The organism is Photobacterium sp. 1_MG-2023 (assembly GCF_030547945.1).
In the GTDB taxonomy this organism is placed as follows: Bacteria; Pseudomonadota; Gammaproteobacteria; order Enterobacterales; family Vibrionaceae; genus Photobacterium.
In genome coordinates this window covers 1-21574 of the sequence record NZ_JAUORR010000005.1, presented here as the reverse complement: position 1 = coordinate 21574, position 21574 = coordinate 1, and the positions used below count along the sequence as shown (strand labels likewise).

General features: G+C 46.8%; 15 protein-coding genes and 1 pseudogene. All 16 read right to left on the bottom strand.

What is annotated here, in order from left to right; genetic code table 11:
* Positions 1 to 54: 54 nt before the first annotated feature.
* Positions 55 to 2142 carry a peptidase gene (locus Q4579_RS06370; protein ID WP_303562591.1) on the bottom strand — a complete coding sequence of 696 codons (2088 nt, stop codon included), beginning with the start codon at positions 2140 to 2142 and terminating at the stop codon, positions 55 to 57.
* Positions 2143 to 2158: 16 nt separating this feature from the next.
* Positions 2159 to 2779 carry a DUF1449 domain-containing protein gene (locus Q4579_RS06365; RefSeq protein ID WP_303562589.1) on the bottom strand — a complete coding sequence of 207 codons (621 nt, stop codon included), beginning with the start codon at positions 2777 to 2779 and terminating at the stop codon, positions 2159 to 2161.
* 392 nt (positions 2780 to 3171) lie between these two features.
* Entirely contained in the window at positions 3172 to 5355 is a 2184-nt protein-coding gene (gene pbpC / locus Q4579_RS06360; RefSeq protein ID WP_303562588.1) for a penicillin-binding protein 1C, read from the bottom strand.
* Between the two features lie 22 nt (positions 5356 to 5377).
* Positions 5378 to 9934, bottom strand: coding sequence for an alpha-2-macroglobulin (locus tag Q4579_RS06355; RefSeq protein WP_303562586.1), 4557 nt, complete (start codon positions 9932 to 9934; stop codon positions 5378 to 5380).
* A 134-nt stretch (positions 9935 to 10068) separates the two neighbouring features.
* Positions 10069 to 11124 (bottom strand): polysaccharide deacetylase family protein, encoded by a 1056-nt coding sequence (locus tag Q4579_RS06350; RefSeq protein WP_303562583.1) that lies wholly within the window; start codon positions 11122 to 11124, stop codon positions 10069 to 10071.
* A 173-nt stretch (positions 11125 to 11297) separates the two neighbouring features.
* Complete coding sequence (locus tag Q4579_RS06345; protein ID WP_303562581.1) at positions 11298 to 11846, bottom strand: hypothetical protein; 549 nt, start codon at positions 11844 to 11846, stop codon at positions 11298 to 11300.
* A 6-nt stretch (positions 11847 to 11852) separates the two neighbouring features.
* Positions 11853 to 12647, bottom strand: a complete 795-nt coding sequence (locus Q4579_RS06340; protein ID WP_303562580.1) for a hypothetical protein — start codon at positions 12645 to 12647, stop codon at positions 11853 to 11855.
* Positions 12648 to 12721: 74 nt separating this feature from the next.
* Complete coding sequence (locus tag Q4579_RS06335; RefSeq protein ID WP_303562568.1) at positions 12722 to 13507, bottom strand: hypothetical protein; 786 nt, start codon at positions 13505 to 13507, stop codon at positions 12722 to 12724.
* A 34-nt stretch (positions 13508 to 13541) separates the two neighbouring features.
* Positions 13542 to 14639, bottom strand: a complete 1098-nt coding sequence (locus Q4579_RS06330; RefSeq protein ID WP_303562566.1) for a hypothetical protein — start codon at positions 14637 to 14639, stop codon at positions 13542 to 13544.
* Between the two features lie 168 nt (positions 14640 to 14807).
* Entirely contained in the window at positions 14808 to 15365 is a 558-nt protein-coding gene (locus tag Q4579_RS06325) for a hypothetical protein (RefSeq protein ID WP_303562564.1), read from the bottom strand.
* Between the two features lie 351 nt (positions 15366 to 15716).
* Positions 15717 to 17102 (bottom strand): hypothetical protein, encoded by a 1386-nt coding sequence (locus Q4579_RS06320; protein ID WP_303562562.1) that lies wholly within the window; start codon positions 17100 to 17102, stop codon positions 15717 to 15719.
* 128 nt (positions 17103 to 17230) lie between these two features.
* Entirely contained in the window at positions 17231 to 17716 is a 486-nt protein-coding gene (locus tag Q4579_RS06315) for a hypothetical protein (RefSeq protein WP_303562561.1), read from the bottom strand.
* Positions 17717 to 17942: 226 nt separating this feature from the next.
* Entirely contained in the window at positions 17943 to 18761 is an 819-nt protein-coding gene (locus tag Q4579_RS06310) for a hypothetical protein (RefSeq protein ID WP_303562559.1), read from the bottom strand.
* A 177-nt stretch (positions 18762 to 18938) separates the two neighbouring features.
* The gene (locus Q4579_RS06305; protein WP_303562558.1) at positions 18939 to 19400 is read right to left on the bottom strand and encodes a hypothetical protein; all 462 of its coding nucleotides are present in this window, start codon (positions 19398 to 19400) and stop codon (positions 18939 to 18941) included.
* A 225-nt stretch (positions 19401 to 19625) separates the two neighbouring features.
* A complete protein-coding gene (locus Q4579_RS06300; protein WP_303562557.1) occupies positions 19626 to 20009 on the bottom strand; it encodes a hypothetical protein in 384 nt (127 codons plus the stop codon).
* A pseudogene (locus Q4579_RS06295) lies at positions 20010 to 21574 on the bottom strand (hypothetical protein); the annotation flags it as partial.

Below are 21574 nucleotides of genomic sequence, written 5' to 3'. Positions count from 1 at the left end.
ACCTAATAAATCCCGCCTCGGAAGAGGCGGGAAGTGTGGGATGATTGACGAGGATTACAGTTTTTCGTCGGACTGAGTGTTCAGCGTATTCTGAATTTTCTTCAGTAATTCTGAAGCACCGCCCTGTGAATTCAGCAGGCCGGCCAGTGCAACATTGCTCAGGTCGCTGCTTTTCAGATCTGTGTTTTCCAGGATATCTTTAATGTCCTGAGGCATGCTGCGCAGGCCATCCACATATTCAGACACCAGCGGGTTCAGGACTTTAGATTCTGCAAATTTCGCATCCATGGCAGCAGCATCCATGATGGTCCGGCGGATTTGATCCATACCTTCGCCACCAAACAGCTTAATATCTGCCTGAGACAGTGCCTGAGCCAGCGCTTTCGCGTTCTCGCCCACGACAGATTTCTGCGCGTCGATCCGTGCGATTTCCAGCTCTTTATCCTGTTGCAGCTGCATCACCCACTTATCGTGCTCACGCGTGTGCTCATCGTACTGCTGAGCGGCTTCGAAGCGCGCTGTCTGCGCTTCAGCTTCTGCCAGACCTTTCGCACGCATTGCCTGAGCTTCTGCTTCACCCGCGCTTTGCAGTGCGTAAGCTTCCGCTTCACCCACTTCACGAATCGCCAGTGCGCGCTCACGTTCAACTTCAATTTCAGCCAGGCCAGTTGAGCTGATCATTTCTTTCTCAGCTTTCGCCATACGCTCTTTCGCTGCAGCTTCACGCTCTTTCGCCACGTATTCGGCTTCAGCACGCTTGGTTGCAACAATCTGGTCAGCTTCGGCTTCGCGCGTCTTCACAGCCAGCGCGTTTTCAGCATCACGGGTCTTAATCTTCAGGGCTGCATCATTTTCAATCAGCAGACGTTCCGCTTTCTCACGGGCTGCATCTTTCTCAGCACGGGCAGCAACCAGCAGTTCCAGCTGTTTCGATTCAGCCAGCGCTTCCGCTTCTGTCAGCGTGACGCGTTTCTTACGATTCACTTGCTCGTGAACACGCAGGTTCTCTGTTTCTTCCTCTTCACGTGCAATCTTACGTTCGATTTCAACACGCTGAGAACGCGTTTCCGCAACGGCTTTCAGAGACTCTTCCACTGTGGTCTCTTTATGCATTTCTTTCTCTGCAACTTCAGTTGCAGTGCGGACTTTCTCCGTTTCCACGGCACGATTGAGTTCTTCTTGCTGGATAGCAACCTGACGCTGGTTCGCAATGCGCGTCATTTCAACTTCCATCTGAACACTTTCGCGTTTCTTGGCGACTTCTTCTTCGGTTTCCAGCTTCGCCAGCTGCGTCACGCGCTCGTATTCTTCACGCTTCTCAGAAGACAGGGCTTCTTCCTGCGCTTTGATAATGTCGATTTCACGCTTGGCACGGGCGACACTTTCCTGCTCTTGTTTATCCAGTTGCAGGCGGTTCGCTTCCGCTTCAACATTCTTCTTCTTGATTGTTGTGCGTTCGTCCTGACGAATCGCGTTGGTTTCCGTATTTTTGTGCGCAGTGATCATGGAGATCTTACGGATACCTTCAACGTCCAGAATGTTATCCGGGCTGTGCGCGTCCAGTGAAGTCTGGTCAATTTTATCGATCACAACGTCATAGATTTTGAAGCCATCCATTTCGCTGCCGATCACTTCAACCACAGCGTCACGGAAAGTCCGGCGGTTGGTCAGCAGTTCTTCGAATTCAAACTGCTTCACCGCAGTCTTCAGGGCTTCAGAAAACTTCGGCTGGAAGTGTTCTTTCAGACGTTCGATATTTGATGCTTCGTGCGCCGTAAACAGCTTCGCCACACGAACAATATCTTCCTCTTCGTGGTTCACACCGATATAGAAATCGACTTTCAGGTCAGCGCGGATATTATCGCGGCAATGCAGACCTTCATATTCTTCGCCTTCCTGATCTTTACGACCACTGCGAATGACGGAAATCTTTTTACGGGTGATATCCATGTATTCGTACTGGTTGATGACAGGCCAGACGAAAGTACCGGTCAGTGAAGCGCGGGTTTCATGCAGACCATTGACGATCAGTGCATCACCCTCTCCTCTGACTTTTTTATACCTGGATGTGAGAAAAATTAAGATCAGTAAAAATATACCGACTCCAGCACTAATAAAGATAACGCTTGGAGAGATTTGCATAGCCAACTCCTTATGCTCAGCTATTTTTCGTTACTATATAATGATTTGTTGTTTTATCTTGAGCAACGATGATGACCTCATCGCCATATTCCATTGATATCTCCGGCTCAACCGCCCGGACATCAAGTAAGAATTCACTGCCGTTATGCTGAACGACAACTTCGCCGCGGCTCTGATTCACTAAACTGCTGTGAACCCGGCCTTTCAGGCCGATGAAATCAACCTTGGCAAAGCTTTTCTTTTTATCAAACAGAGGTGCTAAAGGTTTGAGCAACCAGGCTGCAATGAAGAGTGCTAGGTAAGCCGTGAACGGAATCGTCGCCAACTCAACCGGAAGCATCCAACTTGCCTCTGAAACAGTACTCAATGCCAGTGCAAGATAAAAAGAAATCATGGTTCCGACAAAGAAACTGACACACAAAGCCACCATGAGCGGCACTTTCGACAGAATCGGTGGCAGAATCAAACCCGCCCCCGGAATATTTTCGGCATCGAACAGATCAACATCCGGTGCAATACTTTCGACCACATTAAAAAGCAGATCGACCAGCATAATGACCAAAAAGATGACACAGGGAACGAAAAAAACATTCGTCGGGAAAGAGAGCAGGATCGAAATCATTTCATCAATGGTCATGCTTACCAACTATTTACAGGCTTATCAATTTATACCTTCAGGGAACCAGTCAAAAATTGCGACGGTATATAAGAAAACGTTAAATAATGTGACCTGAATTTATCATTCCCACACTAGGCGGACAATTATTTTTATCTGAAATCATTGAAGAAAATCCGCTTCATTCGCCAGAATAATCTTACAGATCATCTCTGGTTCGTTGATGGCGCCATTTATTTTCACGGTTCAACCTGTGTTTTGCACTTGTCAGCCAGTTATTCTGACAGTCAAGCCGTTCCAGCCATTTCAGGTGATATTTCATTTTTTTGAACCAGCCCCCCATTCAGCCCTTTTGCCTGCGGTCAAAAACTCGACGGTTCTGGAAGCAATATTTAAGCGTGCACTACTTCCAATCACGGATGCACCTGAATACGCCGTTGATCACAGGTTTGCCCTTCGCAGGCCGTGAGTGTGACTTCGCCACGGTAGGATTTTAATGACAGCGTGTTCTCACGATATGGCAAATGATTGACGTACCAGAATACCTGCGCATCGGGTCGGTTTGTGGTCAGCGCAATCCGATCCAGCTGGCCAAGATAATAATGCTGCCCTTCTCTGACAGACTGAATTTTCAGGACGGCTTCAGGCTGAGCTGTACTGACAATCTGGTGTTGCTGCTGCCAGAGACTCAGCGATTGCGGCCATTGATCCTGCCGGACAAAATGCCCCTGACTTTCCAGGGTCGGTGGCGTAATACCGTTCCGGGTCAGTGCATACTTCTGGGCCAGGCACCGTTCTTCGGCAGTTGCAGCTTTCGCCCGGCCACCCGGCCAGCAAATCAGTGTACGCTTCACCGTATCCGGTTGTTCAAGCCGGCGATGGTCTTCAGGCAACTGATCAAAGACATCAAACATCACCGGTGCGGCTCTGGTCGCCCCCAGGTAGCCGACGACCGGGGTTGCGTCTGGCCGGCCAACCCAGACGGCCACGGTATACGCCGGGCTGACACCGACAGACCAGAAATCCCGGTAACCATAACTGGTGCCGGTTTTCCAGGCGATTTCACGCCGGACCCGGGGCACCACACGATCGGAGGCGCTGATGCTACTGAGCATATTGAACACCATCCAGCTGCTGGCCGGACTCAGGAGCTGATTCTTTTCATCGGTGACTGGCTGCGGTTGCGCATGTTTCAGCATTGTCAGCGGTGCAACTTCCCCGCCGGTTGCCAGCGAGCGGAACAGGGTGGCCAGCGTCATCAGGTTTGTACCCGTACCGCCCAGCCCCACCGTCAGATTGGGTTTGTCCTGAATCAGGGTAATCCCCGCAGCGTTGAGCTGCTGGTCGAACGTTTCCGGACCCAGCGCATTGAAGACCTGAATCAGCGGAATGTTCAGCGATTGTTTCAGCGCCTGACTCACGCTGACAGCCCCCTGAAACCGGCCATTGAGATTCTGAGGTTTGTAATCGTAAAACGAAAATGGGATATCACTGAGCAGGCTTTCGGTATGAATCAATCCCTGATCGAACGCCATGCCGTAAATAAATGGCTTCAGAGCTGAACCGGGCGAGCGCACGGCCTGTGTCATATCCACATGAGAAAATCGGCTGTCATCCTGAAAATCAACCGATCCCTGATAAGCCAGCACTTCTGCGGTTTCATTATCCACCACCAGCACCGCGGCCGATGAGTGCGCAGGTAAATCGCGTTTGACTTTCGCCAGCAGACGGGCCACGCGCTGCTGAATCCCGGCATCTATGGTCGTTTGAATCACATGATGATCCGGCAGGGCCTGTTTCAGGGTCCGGCTCAGCAGAGGCGCAAGTTGTGCATGGTCTGCGGGTCGAAGCTGCACGGCTTCCTGCATCAGATAAGACGCCGATTGTGAAGGCAGTACGCCGCTGTCAGTCAGACGTGCCAGTACTTTATTGCGCATTTCCTTCGCGACCTCAGGATAACGATCCGGCCGGTACAGCGAGGGTTTTTGTGGTAACACCACCAGTAATGCGGCTTCGTTTTTACTCAGATGTTTCGCAGACGTCCCGAAATAACGGTTTGCTGCAGCCTCGACACCGGCAATGTTGCCGCCAAAGGGCGCCAGATTCAGGTACAACGTCAGAATTTCATCCTTGCTGAAATACCATTCCAGTTGAAGTGCCCGCCAGAGTTGTTTCAGCTTGCCTGAAACAGAACGCTCGTGCGGGTCGATCAAACGCGCAACCTGCATGGTGAGAGTCGAACCGCCGGAAACGACACGGCCATTGCTGGCCCATTGCCAGGCAGCCCGGACAATCGAAACCGGATTGAATCCGGGATGGTGATAAAACCAGCGATCTTCATAATTCAGCAGGGCCTGAATATAAAATGGATCGACGGCCTCCAAAGTGACGTTGTAACGATGCACACCCTGACGATCACCGAAGGATCGCAGCAATGCTCCTTCCCGGCTGACCACAACCGTGGCCGGGCCATCCGGATATAACGACGGAAGCGGGAACACAAGATTCAGTGTTCCCGCCATGATGATGAAAATGGCACACAGCACTGCCAATTGTTTCAGCAGCGCTGTGCCCGATGCGATCCGCAGACACTTCATCTTCAGAAGGCGAACTGACGCATTACTTATCCACCGTAAATGTTTGCGGCGTTTGCCAATAGGCCAGATGTTTTTCAGGACGGTACATCGACTCAATAAACACCGGCGGTACAGCAAAGGTGCCAGGAACTTCAGCCCGGAGTACATAACCAAAGTGATACTTCTGGTCTTCGTAGAGTTTGCCAGACAGGACAAATCTGTCGTTACGGTACTCCTGATGTTCCGGTGTATTCAGCTTCACCCCTTCAGGCAGCATTCGATCAATCGGCAGTCCCTGATTCAGCGCCGGATTTTCCAGCACGAATCCCGCCGGGATCTTGTCCACCAGCAACGCATCATTCAGTTTCTCATCCAGGTTCACAGTCAGAACCACCACCACGCGCTCCCCGACTTTCACCCGGTTACCCGCCAACGGCTGCCCTGTCGGGGTATACCATTTGCGCGTTACCGAATTTGCTTTCAGGGTATTGAACGAATTAGAAGCATTCGCGATAGTCCGATCCAGTACCTGATAGCCTTCCGCCATGACTTTTACATAAGCCGGTTGCTCATCCAGATTTCGGATCACCAGATCCGTCGTCAGCGGCTGACTGAACATGCCCTGCTGTGTGACGGTTTGATCGTTGAATGCCAGATTGAACACCTGATCGCGGTTCGCAGCACTGGTCAGCGCTGATGCCTGAACCAGCGCAGCACGTTCCTGCGTGCTCATCCAGCGTTTCTGTGACAGATCCGGCAGGCGCTCTAACTGAGCCGTCTGCAAGGCTCTGGCTTCTTTTTGCAGCGTTTTGTCTTTCGCCATGGCGTCAAGGATCAGCACAGACTTCGCGGTATCCCGCAGCTGAGATCCATAGTCGCCGTAATAACGATACCGACGACGGTCGAACGCTTTCATGTCTTCAAGCATGTCCTTGGCCTGTTCGCTTGCGCCAACATTGGCATAGCTCGCAGCCAGTTGCAGATAACTGAGCTGAGTCGGCAATTCCGGCAGCTGCATACTGTCCAGATCACTCCACTTCAGCATCCCCTGCTGACTGGTGAGATACGCCGCATAAGCCCGGGCAACATCAGCAGACTGACCGTCGTAAGCCAGCCCGTCGACCAGCGAACCATTGCGGACATAAGCCATCAGCCGTTGTTTAGCCCGGCTCAGCATCGATTCTGGCACGATCCCCTGATAACGGGACTCTGCTGCCATCAGAAAATCCGACACGTAAGCAGTCAGCCATGGGTTTTCGTGGCCGCTGCTGTCCCACAACGCAAAGCCACCCGTTCCCACCTGCATGGTCTTCAGGCGCAATACGGAGGTTTCGATCACCTGACGATCCGCATCTGCCGGGATCCCCTCATGATCCGTGTTCTGCCGATGTGATTGATGTACCGTCGCTTTGAACTTCGCTAGCTCAGGTGCCTGAATCAAAAACGGCCAGGCTTTACTGGTGGTTTGCTCGGCACAGCCATACGGATAACGGAACAGGCCCCGTGCGTGTTCTTCCGGGCTCAGCACGGGTGTCCGGCTGATATAGGCCTGACCCATGGCGCTTTGCACCACATCCATGCCGGACCACAGTCCGGCACCCGCCTGATAAGACGCCCCTTTCTCCAGTACCGCTGAATGGACCTGCGTGACCCATGGCATAATCGGACGAACCGGCACATCCCAGTCACGGTCAATGTTGATCTCATCATTGCCGACCCGCAGCGCCAGATTCACCCGGTCACTGACCATGGCATCAGACACGCGGAAACTGAAACTCTGGCTCCAGTACTCACCATGTTGCAGGGTTAAAGGTTCTGTCTGTGGCTGACGCTGCAGCGCCAGTGCTTCACTCAGGGCCAGCGAGACATTCAGCGTCTGCGGCTGACCACTGACATTGTGCAGGTCTACGGTCACCGTTGAAATATCACCGGGGACCAGGAACCGGGGCACGCTCAGTTCGGCCACCACAGGAGCACTCACCGGTTTATCCAGCACTTGCTGACCGACCTGTGATCCGTTGAAGGCGGTTGCGATGATCTGAACTTCACCGTTGTAATCGGGAATATCCATCTCGATGACGGCCTTCCCCTGCACCACCTGGACCGGCTTGCTCATAAGAATGACGGTTTTACTTTCCACCAGACCATCATTTTTATTCTCGGTTTTATCGTTGCCATCACTTCCGAAGCGGGACTGTGCAAACGGATTCGGTCGCGGGTCATACATCCGCGAATATAAATCCACGACATCTGCGCTGTAGCGACGCTGTTCGAAAAAGTAACGATGCGGATCCACCGGTTTGAAGCGGCTCAGGTTGATAATGCCTTTATCCACCACAGACAATGTGACCCAAGTGTCACCGCTGTGTGCCGCGTCCAGATTGTCGAGGGTGACCGGCACCGACAGCGTTTCTGAAGGATGAATGAGATCCGGCACTGTCACAGTGACGGACAACTGCTGGCTGCTCCGGTCCAGTGTCAGCGGGCGGATTCCGAAGTAACGCTTCGGCACCTGACCATCACGCCCCGTCAGCGTCGCTGTCAGATAGAGATCATGACGTGCCAGTTTTGCATCAACCGGCACAGGAATAGTGACATCCCCCGCCTGAACCGGATAACTTTCGGACCAGACCAGTTCATCCGTTTCCAGCGTCAGCAAAAGATTTCCGGCAACTGGTGCGGTCAGCGTCACCTGAGCCGTTTCACCCGCCAGATAAGCTTTCCTGTCGGTCGACATTGTCAGATGATCCGGCTTGGCTTTCAGCTGTTCGCTGCCGTCGTACCAGCCGGCATAGAAATCATAAACTGTGGTCACATCTGTGGCTGTATCTTTCACCGTCAGGCGATAATCGCCCCAGGTGGTCGGAAACACCAGTTGCGTGGGTTCATTTTTCACCTGAATCGTCTGCGCCGACACCTGTTTCCAGCGGTCCTGTTTTTTGCGTTCCCAGCCGATCCCTTCTTCGTAAATCCAGTAATAAGGCCCCTGATCGTAATCCATGGTGACTTCCAGCTCACCTGCAACCAGAGACTGGCCGTCACTGCTCAGCAAACCCACATGAAACAAGGCATCCGAGTTGTAAGGCACGTCCACAAATTGCGGCTGAATTCCGGGAACCGGCGTCTTTTTCCAGGTCACGTAATTCAGCTTGCGCTGAACCGCTGCCCCGCCGGATTCCAGTAAGCTGAAGTTTGCCACGACTTTCACCGGGCTTTTGAGTTCTGCCGGTTTTGGTGTAGGCAGTTTCACCCGTAACTGACCCTCGTCAGAGAGTTTCTGCTCTTCCAGTTGCTCATAATCGGTATCCAAACTGAAGGACTGACCGACCACGTAATCTGAGAATTTACCCGGAATCGACTGAACCGGCTGGTACGTCACCGCCGCTTTCAGGCGATTGCCTGCGGCCGGGCTGCCGAATAAATAGCGTCCCTTCACCTGAACATCGTTGGTCTGACCCGCCACCACAAAAGATGCTGGCGATTCAAATGTTAAATCCATACGCTCAGGCACAAACTCTTCCAGTTGAAATGCGAATTCACTGACAGGGGTTGGTGCTGTCGGATCCAAACGGACTTCAACCCGGTAACGTCCGGTTTTCCAGCTCAGTTCAGTCGCCAGTTCGCGGGAATAATAGCCAGCGGCTTGCGGCGCCAGCTGAACTTTCAGAATTTCTTCATTCCAGGGGTTCATCACCGACAAGGTGATCGGACGATCCGACATCTTGCGGCCATCCATATCGCGGAGCAACACATTGATAGGCAAGGTTTCACCGGGCTTCACGAGATCGCGGTTACTGTAAATATAGGCTTCCGCAGGCTGATACTTCCGGCCACCCACTTTGCTGTCGGCCAGATCTAAAGGCGATTCCCGCATGGGCAGAATCGCCATGTCTTCTTTGGATTTGCCTGCCGCATCTTTCCCTTTCACGCGAGCAACCACAATATCTTCACGCTTCATGCTGAAATCGAAGCGGCTGACGCCGTTCAGATTGACATCCTGACTGGCCAGCAATTTGTTCTCGCGGTAAATCTCAACTTTACCCTGTGTGATCGCTTCACCCGTGGACAGTCTGGCCAGGCTGAAAATCGCCTGATGCTGGTGAATACGGGCCTGAATCCCCACATCGGTCAGCAGCATGTGTTTCGCTTTCACTTTATAAAAGCTGCCCGGCACTTTGACGACCACCACATACCAGCCGGAAGGCAATGCATGCGGAATCGGTAAACGCGCAGGCGTCTGCTGATCTTTCTGACTGGGCGGCAAGGTGTAACGGTCGGAAAAAACACTTTGGTACGCGTGTTTGATATGGTCCAGATCATAACTGGACATTCTGTCGTTAATATAATGACGGCTAAGTAATTGTCCCGGTTCGGTGACTTTCAGAATCTCGATATCCACCTGTTCAAGGTTGATAAAATTCACCGGAATCGACTGGTCATCCGCCTGAGGCACTAAGGGGCCATTGCCGACAAACAATACATCCGGTGTTTGTTGTTTATTTTCGTCTGTGGTTTCCGCCTGACTCAGCGTCGACAATGCAAATAAAAACAGCAGTAGCCCAATATGCCGCCAACTGTTCCGGTAACGTGATAAAACCATATAAATCCCAGCCATCCTCACTGATTTTAATCAACAGGCAGACCTGCCTTTTTCTTTGAATAGAGGAAATGATCACTTCCCCGAAAATAAAAACTGTGATGCAACGCTAATCCTCAGAACTGCACCCCGTTTCCTTAAATACAACGCCGCCAATGCTTATTTGATTGCGTGATGAGATCATCCAGTATCGGCAAAGCAATCGCAGCCTGCGGATGGATGTCATGGAACAGAATCACGCCTTTGCGCCACAGCAGCATTAATGTCACGACCCGATCGGTCACCGCTTTTGCATTCAGGGTGCGATTCCAGTCCTGACTGTCGATATTCCAGAGATACGTCTGAATCTGATGCTGTGCCAGCCAGTCTGAAAACTCGGGGCTTCTCATCCCATAAGGCGGGCGAAATGTTTTTGTCGTGTTCAGTGAAAGCAGCGGTGCCATGGCTTGTTCTGTTTGCGCAATCGACGATTCAGACCATTTCAGATCCTGATGCGCCCGGTGACGCCAGCCATGAGCGCCAAGACATTGCTGCTGATAGAGCGTTGTATGCTGTGTGGCGTTTATTTTATGACCCAGAATAAAAAACATCGCCTGAATCTCTTTCTGATTCAGTGCCTGAATTAACCGCGGTGTTCGGGTCGGGTGCGGTCCATCATCAAAGGTCAGCAGAAATTCACCATCGGCAAAATGGTCGCCCCGGATTTCATTCGCGTTCATCGTCAGAATTTCACTGCTGATTCGCGGAAATAATGCCGCCAGTCTGATTTGCTCGAATAAATAATAGCGATAGAAGGCTTCACTGGCCTGTCGCCAATGGGGGTCATATACCGGCAATTGCGCCTGAGCCTGACGGACCAATCCCTGCCAGTCATGAACAGGCAGATGCGTCGCACTTTGGTAACCAGCCACCAATTGTTGCTGTGTGGCACGGAGCCAGCGCTCAACCGAAGACAGACTCACTTGCTTTACACCCGTCAGCGCGTTGATGTCTGCCGCATTGGCTAGGCTGGTTTGATGAATGACATTCGCAAACTGCAGAATTTCCGCCGCGGAAGCCCGGTCAAAAGCCATCTGCGAATCGATGATTTCCGGCCACAATGCCCTGTCCATTGTGGCCACTTTGTCTGGCCCGGCAGCATTAAGCAAACCCGGCCACAAACAGACCAACAACACCAAGCGAATGATTTTCATGAGCGATCCGACCTAATTACACCATGACGACTTGCGCCGAAAAGCAGATCTGGACACATTGGCCAGAAAGCGGTTCCCAAGCGACTTCAGGTCGCTGGGTCTACTGGTATAAGCGACATAAGCATGCAGACACTTAAGGGTTTCCTCAATCAATGCGAGAAATTGTTCACGACTCAGTTCAGGCAACGCTGTTCAAGTGCTTCAAAAACTTCACGGCTTATACTTTGCCGGGTCATCCCGGAAGTACCAATATTTCGCTCGTAATCAAATGTCACATGCTGCAAACTGCCACCTTTCTTAAGAATCTGAATTTCGTACTGAGTATTGCTGATACGGTGCCGACCGCACACCAGTTTTCGCCGCGGGTTCAAGTGCAACCCATTCATTTCCCAGTCCGCTTCCTGAGAAAACAACCGCGCTTTCGGATGAAATAAAAACACTTCAGAGAACTGATTGGCCCCCAGATTATCGTCAATCACCAAATCAGAATGTCCATCAAAGTTAATATCCAGAAAACGGGCACTGTAATCCAGAAACTCAACTTCATGGGGCACCGGGATGGATTGCATCCTTCCATCAGAAAACTGAACGCTGACCGCATGCTCACCAATCTCGACCGACCTCACCAAAGCCACCGGATTTTCCCCGGCTGTGGTTTCAGACCAGACAGAAGCACTGAACATCAGGCTCAGCACAGTCAGTAAAGACTTCATTTGGTTCATGGTGAACTACCTGCATGTCGCTTCGAAAAGCAATTGTGATTGTAGACTGACCCGAAGCTGATGCGCCTGCGAATCAATCTGATACCTGTAGTGACCGCGCTGGAACGACAAGTCGATTGTCCCGGGCTCGGCCAGGTTTTTTGCCATTGTGAGTTCCTGTATACCTGCTTTAGAAAACCTGTAACTCATCGTCTGATCTTGCTCGCGGAGACAGACACTGGCCACACGTTCACGCCCGATCTCACAGAGATAGACATAAGCTTCCCCATCCAGACAACCTGCGTGGGTGGCGTGTCCGATTCGATTCAATAAAGAGAAGTTTTGCTCGTCAAAAAGTTGAGCCGGAGAAAAGCGACGGGTATTCAGGGGCAAGTTGTACAGCGTGGATAAAAGATGCACATCCCTTGAGGCACGTATTCGATCCAAATCCACAGCCAGAGGCGCTAAGACCTGCTGTTCAAGCATTTGGAAATCTGGCAGGAATTGCTGCCGGGTGAAAGACACTTGTGCCGCAATGGTCAGCGGACCGGCCGTATTGATGTAATAACGGGTTGAATACTTGCCCCGGTCATGCATCACAGTCAGCTGTTGCAGTTGATCACTGTCACGATACACCGCCCCTGTTTGAACACCGCCACACCAGGTCCCCCATAATTGCGTTTCAAGCACTTGTTCTTGTGAACTGAGTTGTATCGCACAATAGGGTTCGCCATTGTCGCGGCGGTTCTCTGTATGTACGTCAAGGGCTGCCGCCGGGCCTGACAACAACACAATGACCAGCCAGAAAATACGTAAGATCATGCTTCGTCCCCGAATTCACAGGCATCAAACAAGACTGGCAACAGACAACCCTGTGCGCCTATTGCACCCGAACATCACGGCCATGCTTTAAATCCCTGATAGGCTTTTCCGTCAAATTTCAGCGTCTGATCAAAACTCCAGGCCTTCTCATAAACATCTGAAAAATATTGATCGCTCATCTTATCTTCAACTTTGGTCGTCAGTTTTAAATCACGGTAGCCATGAGAACGCTGATTTCCGAGATTAATATAGACTTTGGCCTGATGAATCGGGACAGGCTCATCGGTCACAGAAAAATGGCCTGCCTGATTCGTCCAGTAATTCATCGGCAAACTTTTCAGTACAGGCCGCAACTTTTCCTGCTCGCGCACAAAGAGCGTCATATAGCCAGACGCGCCACCCTCTGCATACCGGGAAGCATGGCCAATATCCAAGCGGACCCCGAAGGCTCTCGTTTCATCGTTCAGATAGTAACGCGCGGTATCCAGCCAGATCTGATCATGATCAATCCGAATTCCCCCTTCATCGCCAACGGAACCGGTATAAGCAGAAACCACCTGCTGCGCTGTGGTATCAACCAGAACAACGCGCCAAAGGTACTGAGATGAGTCATCGAGCGAATCAGTAAAATTGCGCTGAAAATATGACCCCAATATGATGCCTGACGTACCCGGTAAGCGCTTACATGCAACCGAGCTGAAGTTATCCTCGCGCCATTCAGAATCATTCTGAAGACGGGCATCAGACTTCAACACCGACATCATGGCGTTACTGCATAACTGAGTTTGTGCGGCGTGTGCCGTACCACCCCACACAGAGAAAAAGAGGGCAACCGGCACCATCAATTTCAATCGTTTCATGATTCATGTCCTTTCATAGATTGAATATCATCATTTATTCACACGCATCTATCTCAAAATTCAATGCGACATAGCGATTCCCGTACTTCCTCAGCAATAAGGAACTTGTCGAAAAATAAGTACCCAGTGTCGACTTATCCACAAAACAAAAGTGATAACCTAAATGGTTCTCTTTGGTGAGGGTTAAAGCGTAATACCAATATTCACTTTCCATCACAATCATCTTTTCTGAATAAACTGGCTTGGGAATGCTCTCAAATTCTGGAAAACGATTTTCATTCCCTATACGTTTCGGCATCAAAGAACTTCTGAATGTGGTGATATCCAGATTCTCATAGACATCTTTCAGTAATTGCGAATCAGTTGGCTGTACTTCTGTCGCTTGATAAAATTTCCCATCAAAACGAAGCGTTTGGTCTGTTTTCGTGACGTCAGATTCATGGATGTTCTTGAATGGGTAATCGGTCGACTTTTCGACCTTTGTTGTGATTCGAATGTCCCGATAACCCTGGGTTTGATCCTTGAGAAAAGAAAGGAACACATGGCTCTGTGTTGTTATCAGCAGATCATCGTTCGTCGTACAGTGATCCCCTTCAAGTCGTTGCCAAAGATTCGTGGGAAGATTCAAAAGAACAGGCGTCAGCTCTGAATCTTTTTCTACAAACAGCGAGAGAAAATCAGTCATGGAAGAATCAGCACACCGGGGCGCAGTGCCGATCATTAGCCGGACTCCCAATGCTCGTGTTGTTTCATTTAAGTGATATCTGGCAGTATCCAGCTTGATACTATATGGACTCACTCGAATACCACCATCTTCTTGAACTTCATCCCGATAGCTGGATTCGATTTTTCCGGATGATTGATCAATCACTAACACACGCCATACATATCGATCACCGTGACCGACTTGCGTCATATTCTTCAGATACGACGCGAACATTTTCTTTTGTTTGTGAGGCAATATTTTGCAAGCAATCGCATCAAACTTTTTATCGGCGAATCCTTGATGAGATAAGTCGAGTAACAGAATTGATTTCGATGCCTCAGAACAAGGCTGATTGTCGGACGCATAAAGGTGGCTGGTGAACAATAAAACGCACAACGTAAAAATAAAACGGATGGTACTTTTCATCAGTCAGTTTCCATTTCAAGCAAGTGTATTCTTCAAAATCATGAACGTCACAGTTTCAAGGCCCCGGGGTTGACCCGATCATCCGCATTCGCAGAAGAGATACTGCCAAACACAGCCAGAATCCCTGCAAAAACTAAGCGGCATTGAAAACCCACTCGACTCATCCCATTATTCTCCGTAGTCGTCTGCATCTTGGTCTTTATTGATCCAGACTTCAAAATCGAACTCGGCCGGTACCAGATTACGATACTGCGACAGCAGTGTTTCGGTTTCACGATCGTCTGGCACCATCCCGATTGAACTCTGCGAGCAACGAATCGTCGTCAGCGGCCTTCCGTTTTTTTCAACATAGATACCGGATTGGAAATGCGTTGCAGTCACCTGAGATTGATTCCCTTTTCTTTCCAGAGCCTGACTGTAAAAGCCAAATACATGATACTGATAGCTGTGATTTTGAAACGACAACAGCATCCCTTCATTCCAGCCCGCAAAAGATTGACGGCTGAAATGCATCGTGGGTGTCAAGGCCAGCTCAACATGACCAGGGCGACCATATTGATACATCAGCACTTGGTCACGCCCACAAATTGAGATCAGCTTCCCATTTTCCGTGTGACACTCAAAAATTTGCGCCTGCCCGTTTTGGCACAGGCTCACCGAGCGCGTGGCAGATGCTGGAAAGCAAATCACCAGAGCTCCAATCATAAATAAAATCATGCGTATCATCGCGAATCGCTCCTGTGTTCTTTCATTGATGATGAGTGTGAACGAAGCCTTATCTTAAAATTGCAGCGATTTTCTCATATTCATTTGTTCAAGATATATTTTCTCATAGTCACTATCTTTCCATTCAGGGTGTTTTTTCTGGTAATCTTTCCCATACCAATATTCCAACCGGAAAACTTCATCAAATTGATTCCCTGCCATCGTATAGATCGTAAAATCGTCCTTTTTTTTCGCAAAAATGGTCAAATATAGGCTTTATGTTTCCTTTTTCAAAACCATTTTCTGGATTATTCATTTTTTCGACAAGCAGACGGTTGGGATGAAACACAGAGCACTCATTGAAGATAAAAGTCACAACTTTGATTCAATATCACAGTAAACACTACTGATATCAAAACTATCAAAGCCACTTTTCCTGACTTCAGTTTTTATCTTGCATTTTCGAGTCATGCTTTTATCACTGCCGTGTTCATCCATGACAGGGACATTCGAAAATGACTGCTCCAGACGGTTAAACTTTGAAGAAAATATTTCTTCTGACGGCAGTTCATCAAATGCTTTCAGATTGAGTCCATGATAATCGTACTGATACAGATAATGATTCAATTGCTCTTTTTCTCTGTCGTATAATGAATTCAAACAAATGACATCATTCAACTGAATACTGTCGTTCACAATGTTCATGTTGAAGAGACATTCCTGATTGGTACTGGAATGAAAGGTATATCTTACGACTTTCAGATGTCCATCTGCTTTCTCTTCCGCAACCTGATAAGCGTAAGTACTTGCTTTAATGATATTTTCATTCATTATCGTCTGATCAAGGTAGAGACCATCAGCATCAATACTTACACGGGATTGATATTCTTCGGTTGATTCTTCGTTCAGTTCATCCAGAAGCGTTGACGCCGATTGGCTCTCTAAAACATCGTTTAATAAGAATCCACCCGACGATGTTTCATATCGTATACCGTTGAACCGAATGATTTGGTTGACTCGTTTCGTTTTTTCTTCTGAGCTTCCTTTCGGATCAAATGTAAAATCCTCAACTTTATTCGAAAGTCGGATGTCTCTGTAACCATTCGTTTTCGTATTCAGTAAATGCAAAATGGTGTGAACGGTTTCCTCTTGAATCACACCGTCATCGCCATTGCAATGATCCCCTTCAACTAATCTCCAAGAATAGGTTGGCATGTTATTCAGAATCGGAACGAGTTCTTTGCCTTTCTGGACAAACAAAGTCAAAAAATCATTTTCCAGAAATCCGGCACAACGTGGTTTATCCCCCGTATGTAAACGCACACCTAATGCACGAACTTCTTCGCTCACATAATATCTTGCTGTATCCAGCATGATGTTGTTTTCATCGATGCGTGTATCGCCTCCTTCGACGATGATATTTTTGTAGCTCGCGATTGCTTGCTTGGTCCTCCGGTCAAGCAGTAATACACGCCACAAATAATTCTGATGTCGCTCAGTTTTATGCTGGCTCCTGATATAAGAAGCAAACACGATATCTTCATGCTGCGGATGTGTTTTACACTGGATCGATTCTATATTGCCCCGAAACTCAGCATCGTTGCCATCCTGATATTCATGAATCAGACTCAGATCGCTTTCCTGACACCCAGACTCTGACGCAGCATTCACCTTCATACTGAGGATAAGCAAGGAGGCGGTCACGATAGTTCTTACACACAGTTTGATATCATTTTTCTGCATTTTATCTGTACTCATATTCAGTCATTAAAACTATCGGTTCAAAGTGATATGAAATCTATTCAGGGTCAAGTCAGTGTTGAATCGGGAAAACTTAGCCATATAATCTCCAGTAAGCACAATACCAGTAAGCATTCTTATAGTCATTAATTAAGATTAATATTATGTATATGTTCAAATAATTTTTCTGCATTTCCTATCGTCGGCATGTTTGGGCACTCCAGAAAGAAATCTCTAAATGTTTTACCTTCTTGTATAAAATGCTGTATCAACACCAAACCTGTACGACCCAGATGAAAAGAAAAATATTCATCATTCGTTTTTGACACTTTTATTCTAGATGATCCTATTATTTCAACAGCATCGGAAGTTAATTCAGCATTCACCATAAGATCATTGTTTTTATAAATAAAAACTTGGGTATCAGAAACGATCAGGTTAATTTGACCACTGTATCCATCATCCATTTCATATTCATGATATGCTCCAATAACTGGATCAACGATCATTTCCCCCCTGTGAAGATCATGACAAACCAGCGCATAGCGAAATACCTCAGCATCAGCTCTTGGTATCAGAAACATGAGCAAAGATAATATAAAATAGAAAAAAACTTTATTATTTACTTTCATTTACGCCACTCGAAACTTCTTGTATCCGGCCATATCATTCAAGGCGACCAAATTGTTAAATAAGTTGATAGCACCGCACATAAAACTAGCTCAGCTTCCCAGCCATCAGCAGAGCGATGAAGCGTGTAGGCTGTTGATGAGCCAATCTTGGATTTATCCATATATCAATGATTGACTCATCTGATGATCAATTTGAGTAAGCTCACAAGGGACTTCGATAGATTTCTTATCGGTTATATTTTGATGACCCTATATTTTCATAATTGCCATCAAAAAATGAAAATGTTCCTTGCGGAATGAAATACTGCACCCCATTATATTTTATGACTTTATTGACCCTTTTCGTTTCAACTTGTTCATCATTGTATTTATAATGAGTCATTTCCTCAATTTTATTTGATAATCTTATGTCTCTAAATCCATTTGAATCAGAGTTTAATAGATGCAATACAGTTTTAACCGTTCTTTCTTTAATAACGCCTTGATAATCATTGCAGTGGTCTCCTTCGGCTAAATACCAGAAATAAGTTGGCATATTTTTAAGGACAGGTTTCAGGTTATCGCCATCCTGAACAAACAAAGTTAGATAATCATCGACTAAAAAATTAGCACATCGGGGAGCTGTGCCAACATTCAGTCGGATACCTAATGCGCGAGTATTATCGTCCAAATAATATCTCGCTGTGTCCAGCTGAATGCTTGTACTTTTTATCTCAGTATCACCACCTTCAACGATGACATCTTTGTAACTGGAAATAACTTTTCCTGATGGGGAGTCTAACAACAACACACGCCACAAATAATTCTGATGTCGCTCAGTTTTATGCTGACTCCTGATATAAGAAGCAAACACGATATCTTCATGCTGCGGATGTGTTTTACACTGAATCGATTCTATATTGCCTCTGAATTCAGCATCGTTTCCCTGTTCATATTGATGGATGATACTCAGATCGCCCTCAAGGCAACCAGATTCAGATTCACCAAATGACTTCATGCTGAAGAGCAGCAAAACTGATACAAATATACTTTTCACAGAACTCACGCCCCCTCCTATCTAATCTGAATTCAGGAATACAAAGAATTATCTAGTGTAATCAACTTACTCTCAGAGAGTTTATAATTTAAAAAATCACCAGCAGAATCTTTACTTCTGGAAATTTTTACAGCTATTATATAGATCATTAAAATAGTCTTTTGATATTAACACCTTTACATAATATCAGACAAAACTCATATTTATCATAAACTTCACTACCTCCATGTTGTTAGACTTTATTTTTCTTATATACTTTATCAATTTTTCTGTTTCATCTTTTGTATTTTGGTTTTTGCACGTAAATATTTCCTCTTCATTCCCTTCATTTTCAAGATTGACATATTCAATATTTGACAATTCATTCATAAACGCAAAAGTGAAATATTTAGATGGTGAAGCAATAACAGTAAATTGTTCACCATTAACTTCAACCGAATCGGATTTTATATCTATTAAAGATACAAGTGATCCTTGATGGTAAATTTTTATTTCATCATTTACCAACTTGAAATCAATAATACCACTATATCCATCATCCATTCCGTATTTAGGATAATATCCGATTCCTTTATTTTCTATCATTCTTCCTTTTTGTAAATCAACGCAAACAAGTTTATACTCAAATGACTCAGTGTCTACTGCCAACACGGTATCTATTGAAAAAAATCAACATTATAAAAATTAAGGTTTGCATTTTTCAACCTTCATCACAATAGAAAGGAAACCTACGGTCACCATAATAAATACATCCGATGATTGATTCTAAATTTATGCCTGCTGAGTATCTATTCCCTAGCAGGATGGTCAATATATGGAGCTGTGTTTTACGTTGACACTGAGCTATGAATAGTGTCAACGTTTATCATCAAACTAGCTCAAATCTCGAGCTCTTTGTATTAAAACCCTTAAATATTCAGTTCTATTTTTTAGCATACTATTTGTACATTCTAGCTTCCACGTTTCAAAAGTAACCGTACCTTTTGCCACATAATATGCTGAATTCTCACAATCCTGAACCATTAATTCCTTCCATAAACTGTTAGCTTTAACTATATTTTTTTTATACTCTTCATTTATATTTATAGCTTTGATTAATTCTTCATATTCTCTTTCATATTGCATTTTTATAACTTCATGATTTTTCTCAGCGCAAAAATACATAGCTGAAACAGAGCTATCTTTACAAACATCCTCACTGTCCGCTCTAGAAGAAAATGAAACAAGAGTAAAAACAATAAGCCAAAAAATTTTCATTTAATTATTCCTCAAGTAGTCCGCCCTATGACGGCCTTCTTCATAAGATCTCATAGTTTGATTAGTTTCTATATAATTTATCAATACCTGTCTATCATTTCTCATCCCATGTATCATAGGGTTTTCACCTTGAGTGAAGCCTTGATAGACAAAATCTATTAATACATCTTTTATTGCAGCATCTAATTGTTCCCATTCAACCCTATCAGTATATCTTTCAGTCCATCTATCATAATTCCTTTGCGCCCTATCTACATACCTAGGAAATATCATATCAAACAACATATATTGTTGCTTTCTAGTTATCTCGCCAATATTATTTCTATTTTGTTGTACAAAATCCCTAGCTGCGCTCCCTATAATCCCCGCACCACGACTAATTTCTCTTGCCACTTCGTTATTAATGCCAACATTTGTCAGATCACTAAAAACGCTTTGCTCCGTTCTAGTACCTAGATCGTAACCTCGCCCAATAGTCACACCTGACACCCCACCAGGCCAGTGAATGACTCTTGAAAAATATATTGAGTCATTCCTATCATTCCCTTCAGCATTAAATGTAAGCTGACCAATTGTTACATTCAGCCATCTCACATCCATCTCATCATCTAATAAAGAAGTGACACCCAGCGGCCAAAAATGCCAGACCTCTGGCTTTAGTTCTAGTTTTTCAGGGTTGATGTCCTGCATCCAGCTGGTGTTATCGATGCGCTCTTTTTCATGGATGGCAAAACTGTCGTATGACTGTACGAAGTTATTACGAAATTCCGACGACATATAACTTTCAGTCGAATCAAAGTATCGGCTTAAACTTGCTTCTGTCAACTTTTGGCTCATTGCCAATACTTGATTAAACCAGTGCTCTTCTGCCTTGAAATACCACTCACTCGGGTGCTTGGCGATTACTTTTTCAAGTCTGTTGGTGGCGGCCTGATAGAAGGCAACCAGTTCGTTTTCTGAGATCTGGCCGTCGTTATCTGTGTCGATTGCGCGGCGAATGTCGTTGAAGAAGGCGTTTGCTGGTTCCATGACGCCGGTACTGCCGCTGCCGTCGATCACCTGAAAGCCATGTTCTTCCTGACCGCCTGCCAGCGCTTTGAGGAAATATTCTGGCGGGCGATCGTTTGAAAAGACCTCAAGATGGACACGATATTCCTGATCAATATTGCCCTGCGCATTTTTCAGAAATTCATATTTACCCAGATAGCCCAAGTGTTCCCCGGCCTCAATTTTGAACGGGATGTCCGGGATCTGAACGGTGCCATCCACCGTAATCGGAAGCTTAGCCTCCGGCCCATTTTTCATGTGCCATGGTGGCATTTGTTTGGTTAATGGCTCAGCCAAGTCATTCCAATACTCCTCCGGATTTGTGCCTTCACCGTGTTTCTTGATCGCAATCCAGACTTCCTGATTGAGCGTCAAATCGGCATTTGATTGAATTGCAACTTGATTTGAGCCTGTATATTGACCCACGCAAACCACTTTTGTCTGAAGGAAGTCATACTCAGTGCTGCCCAGCTTGCCTTTTACAACCGTTGCTCTTGAAGGATCAATGAGTTTCAGAA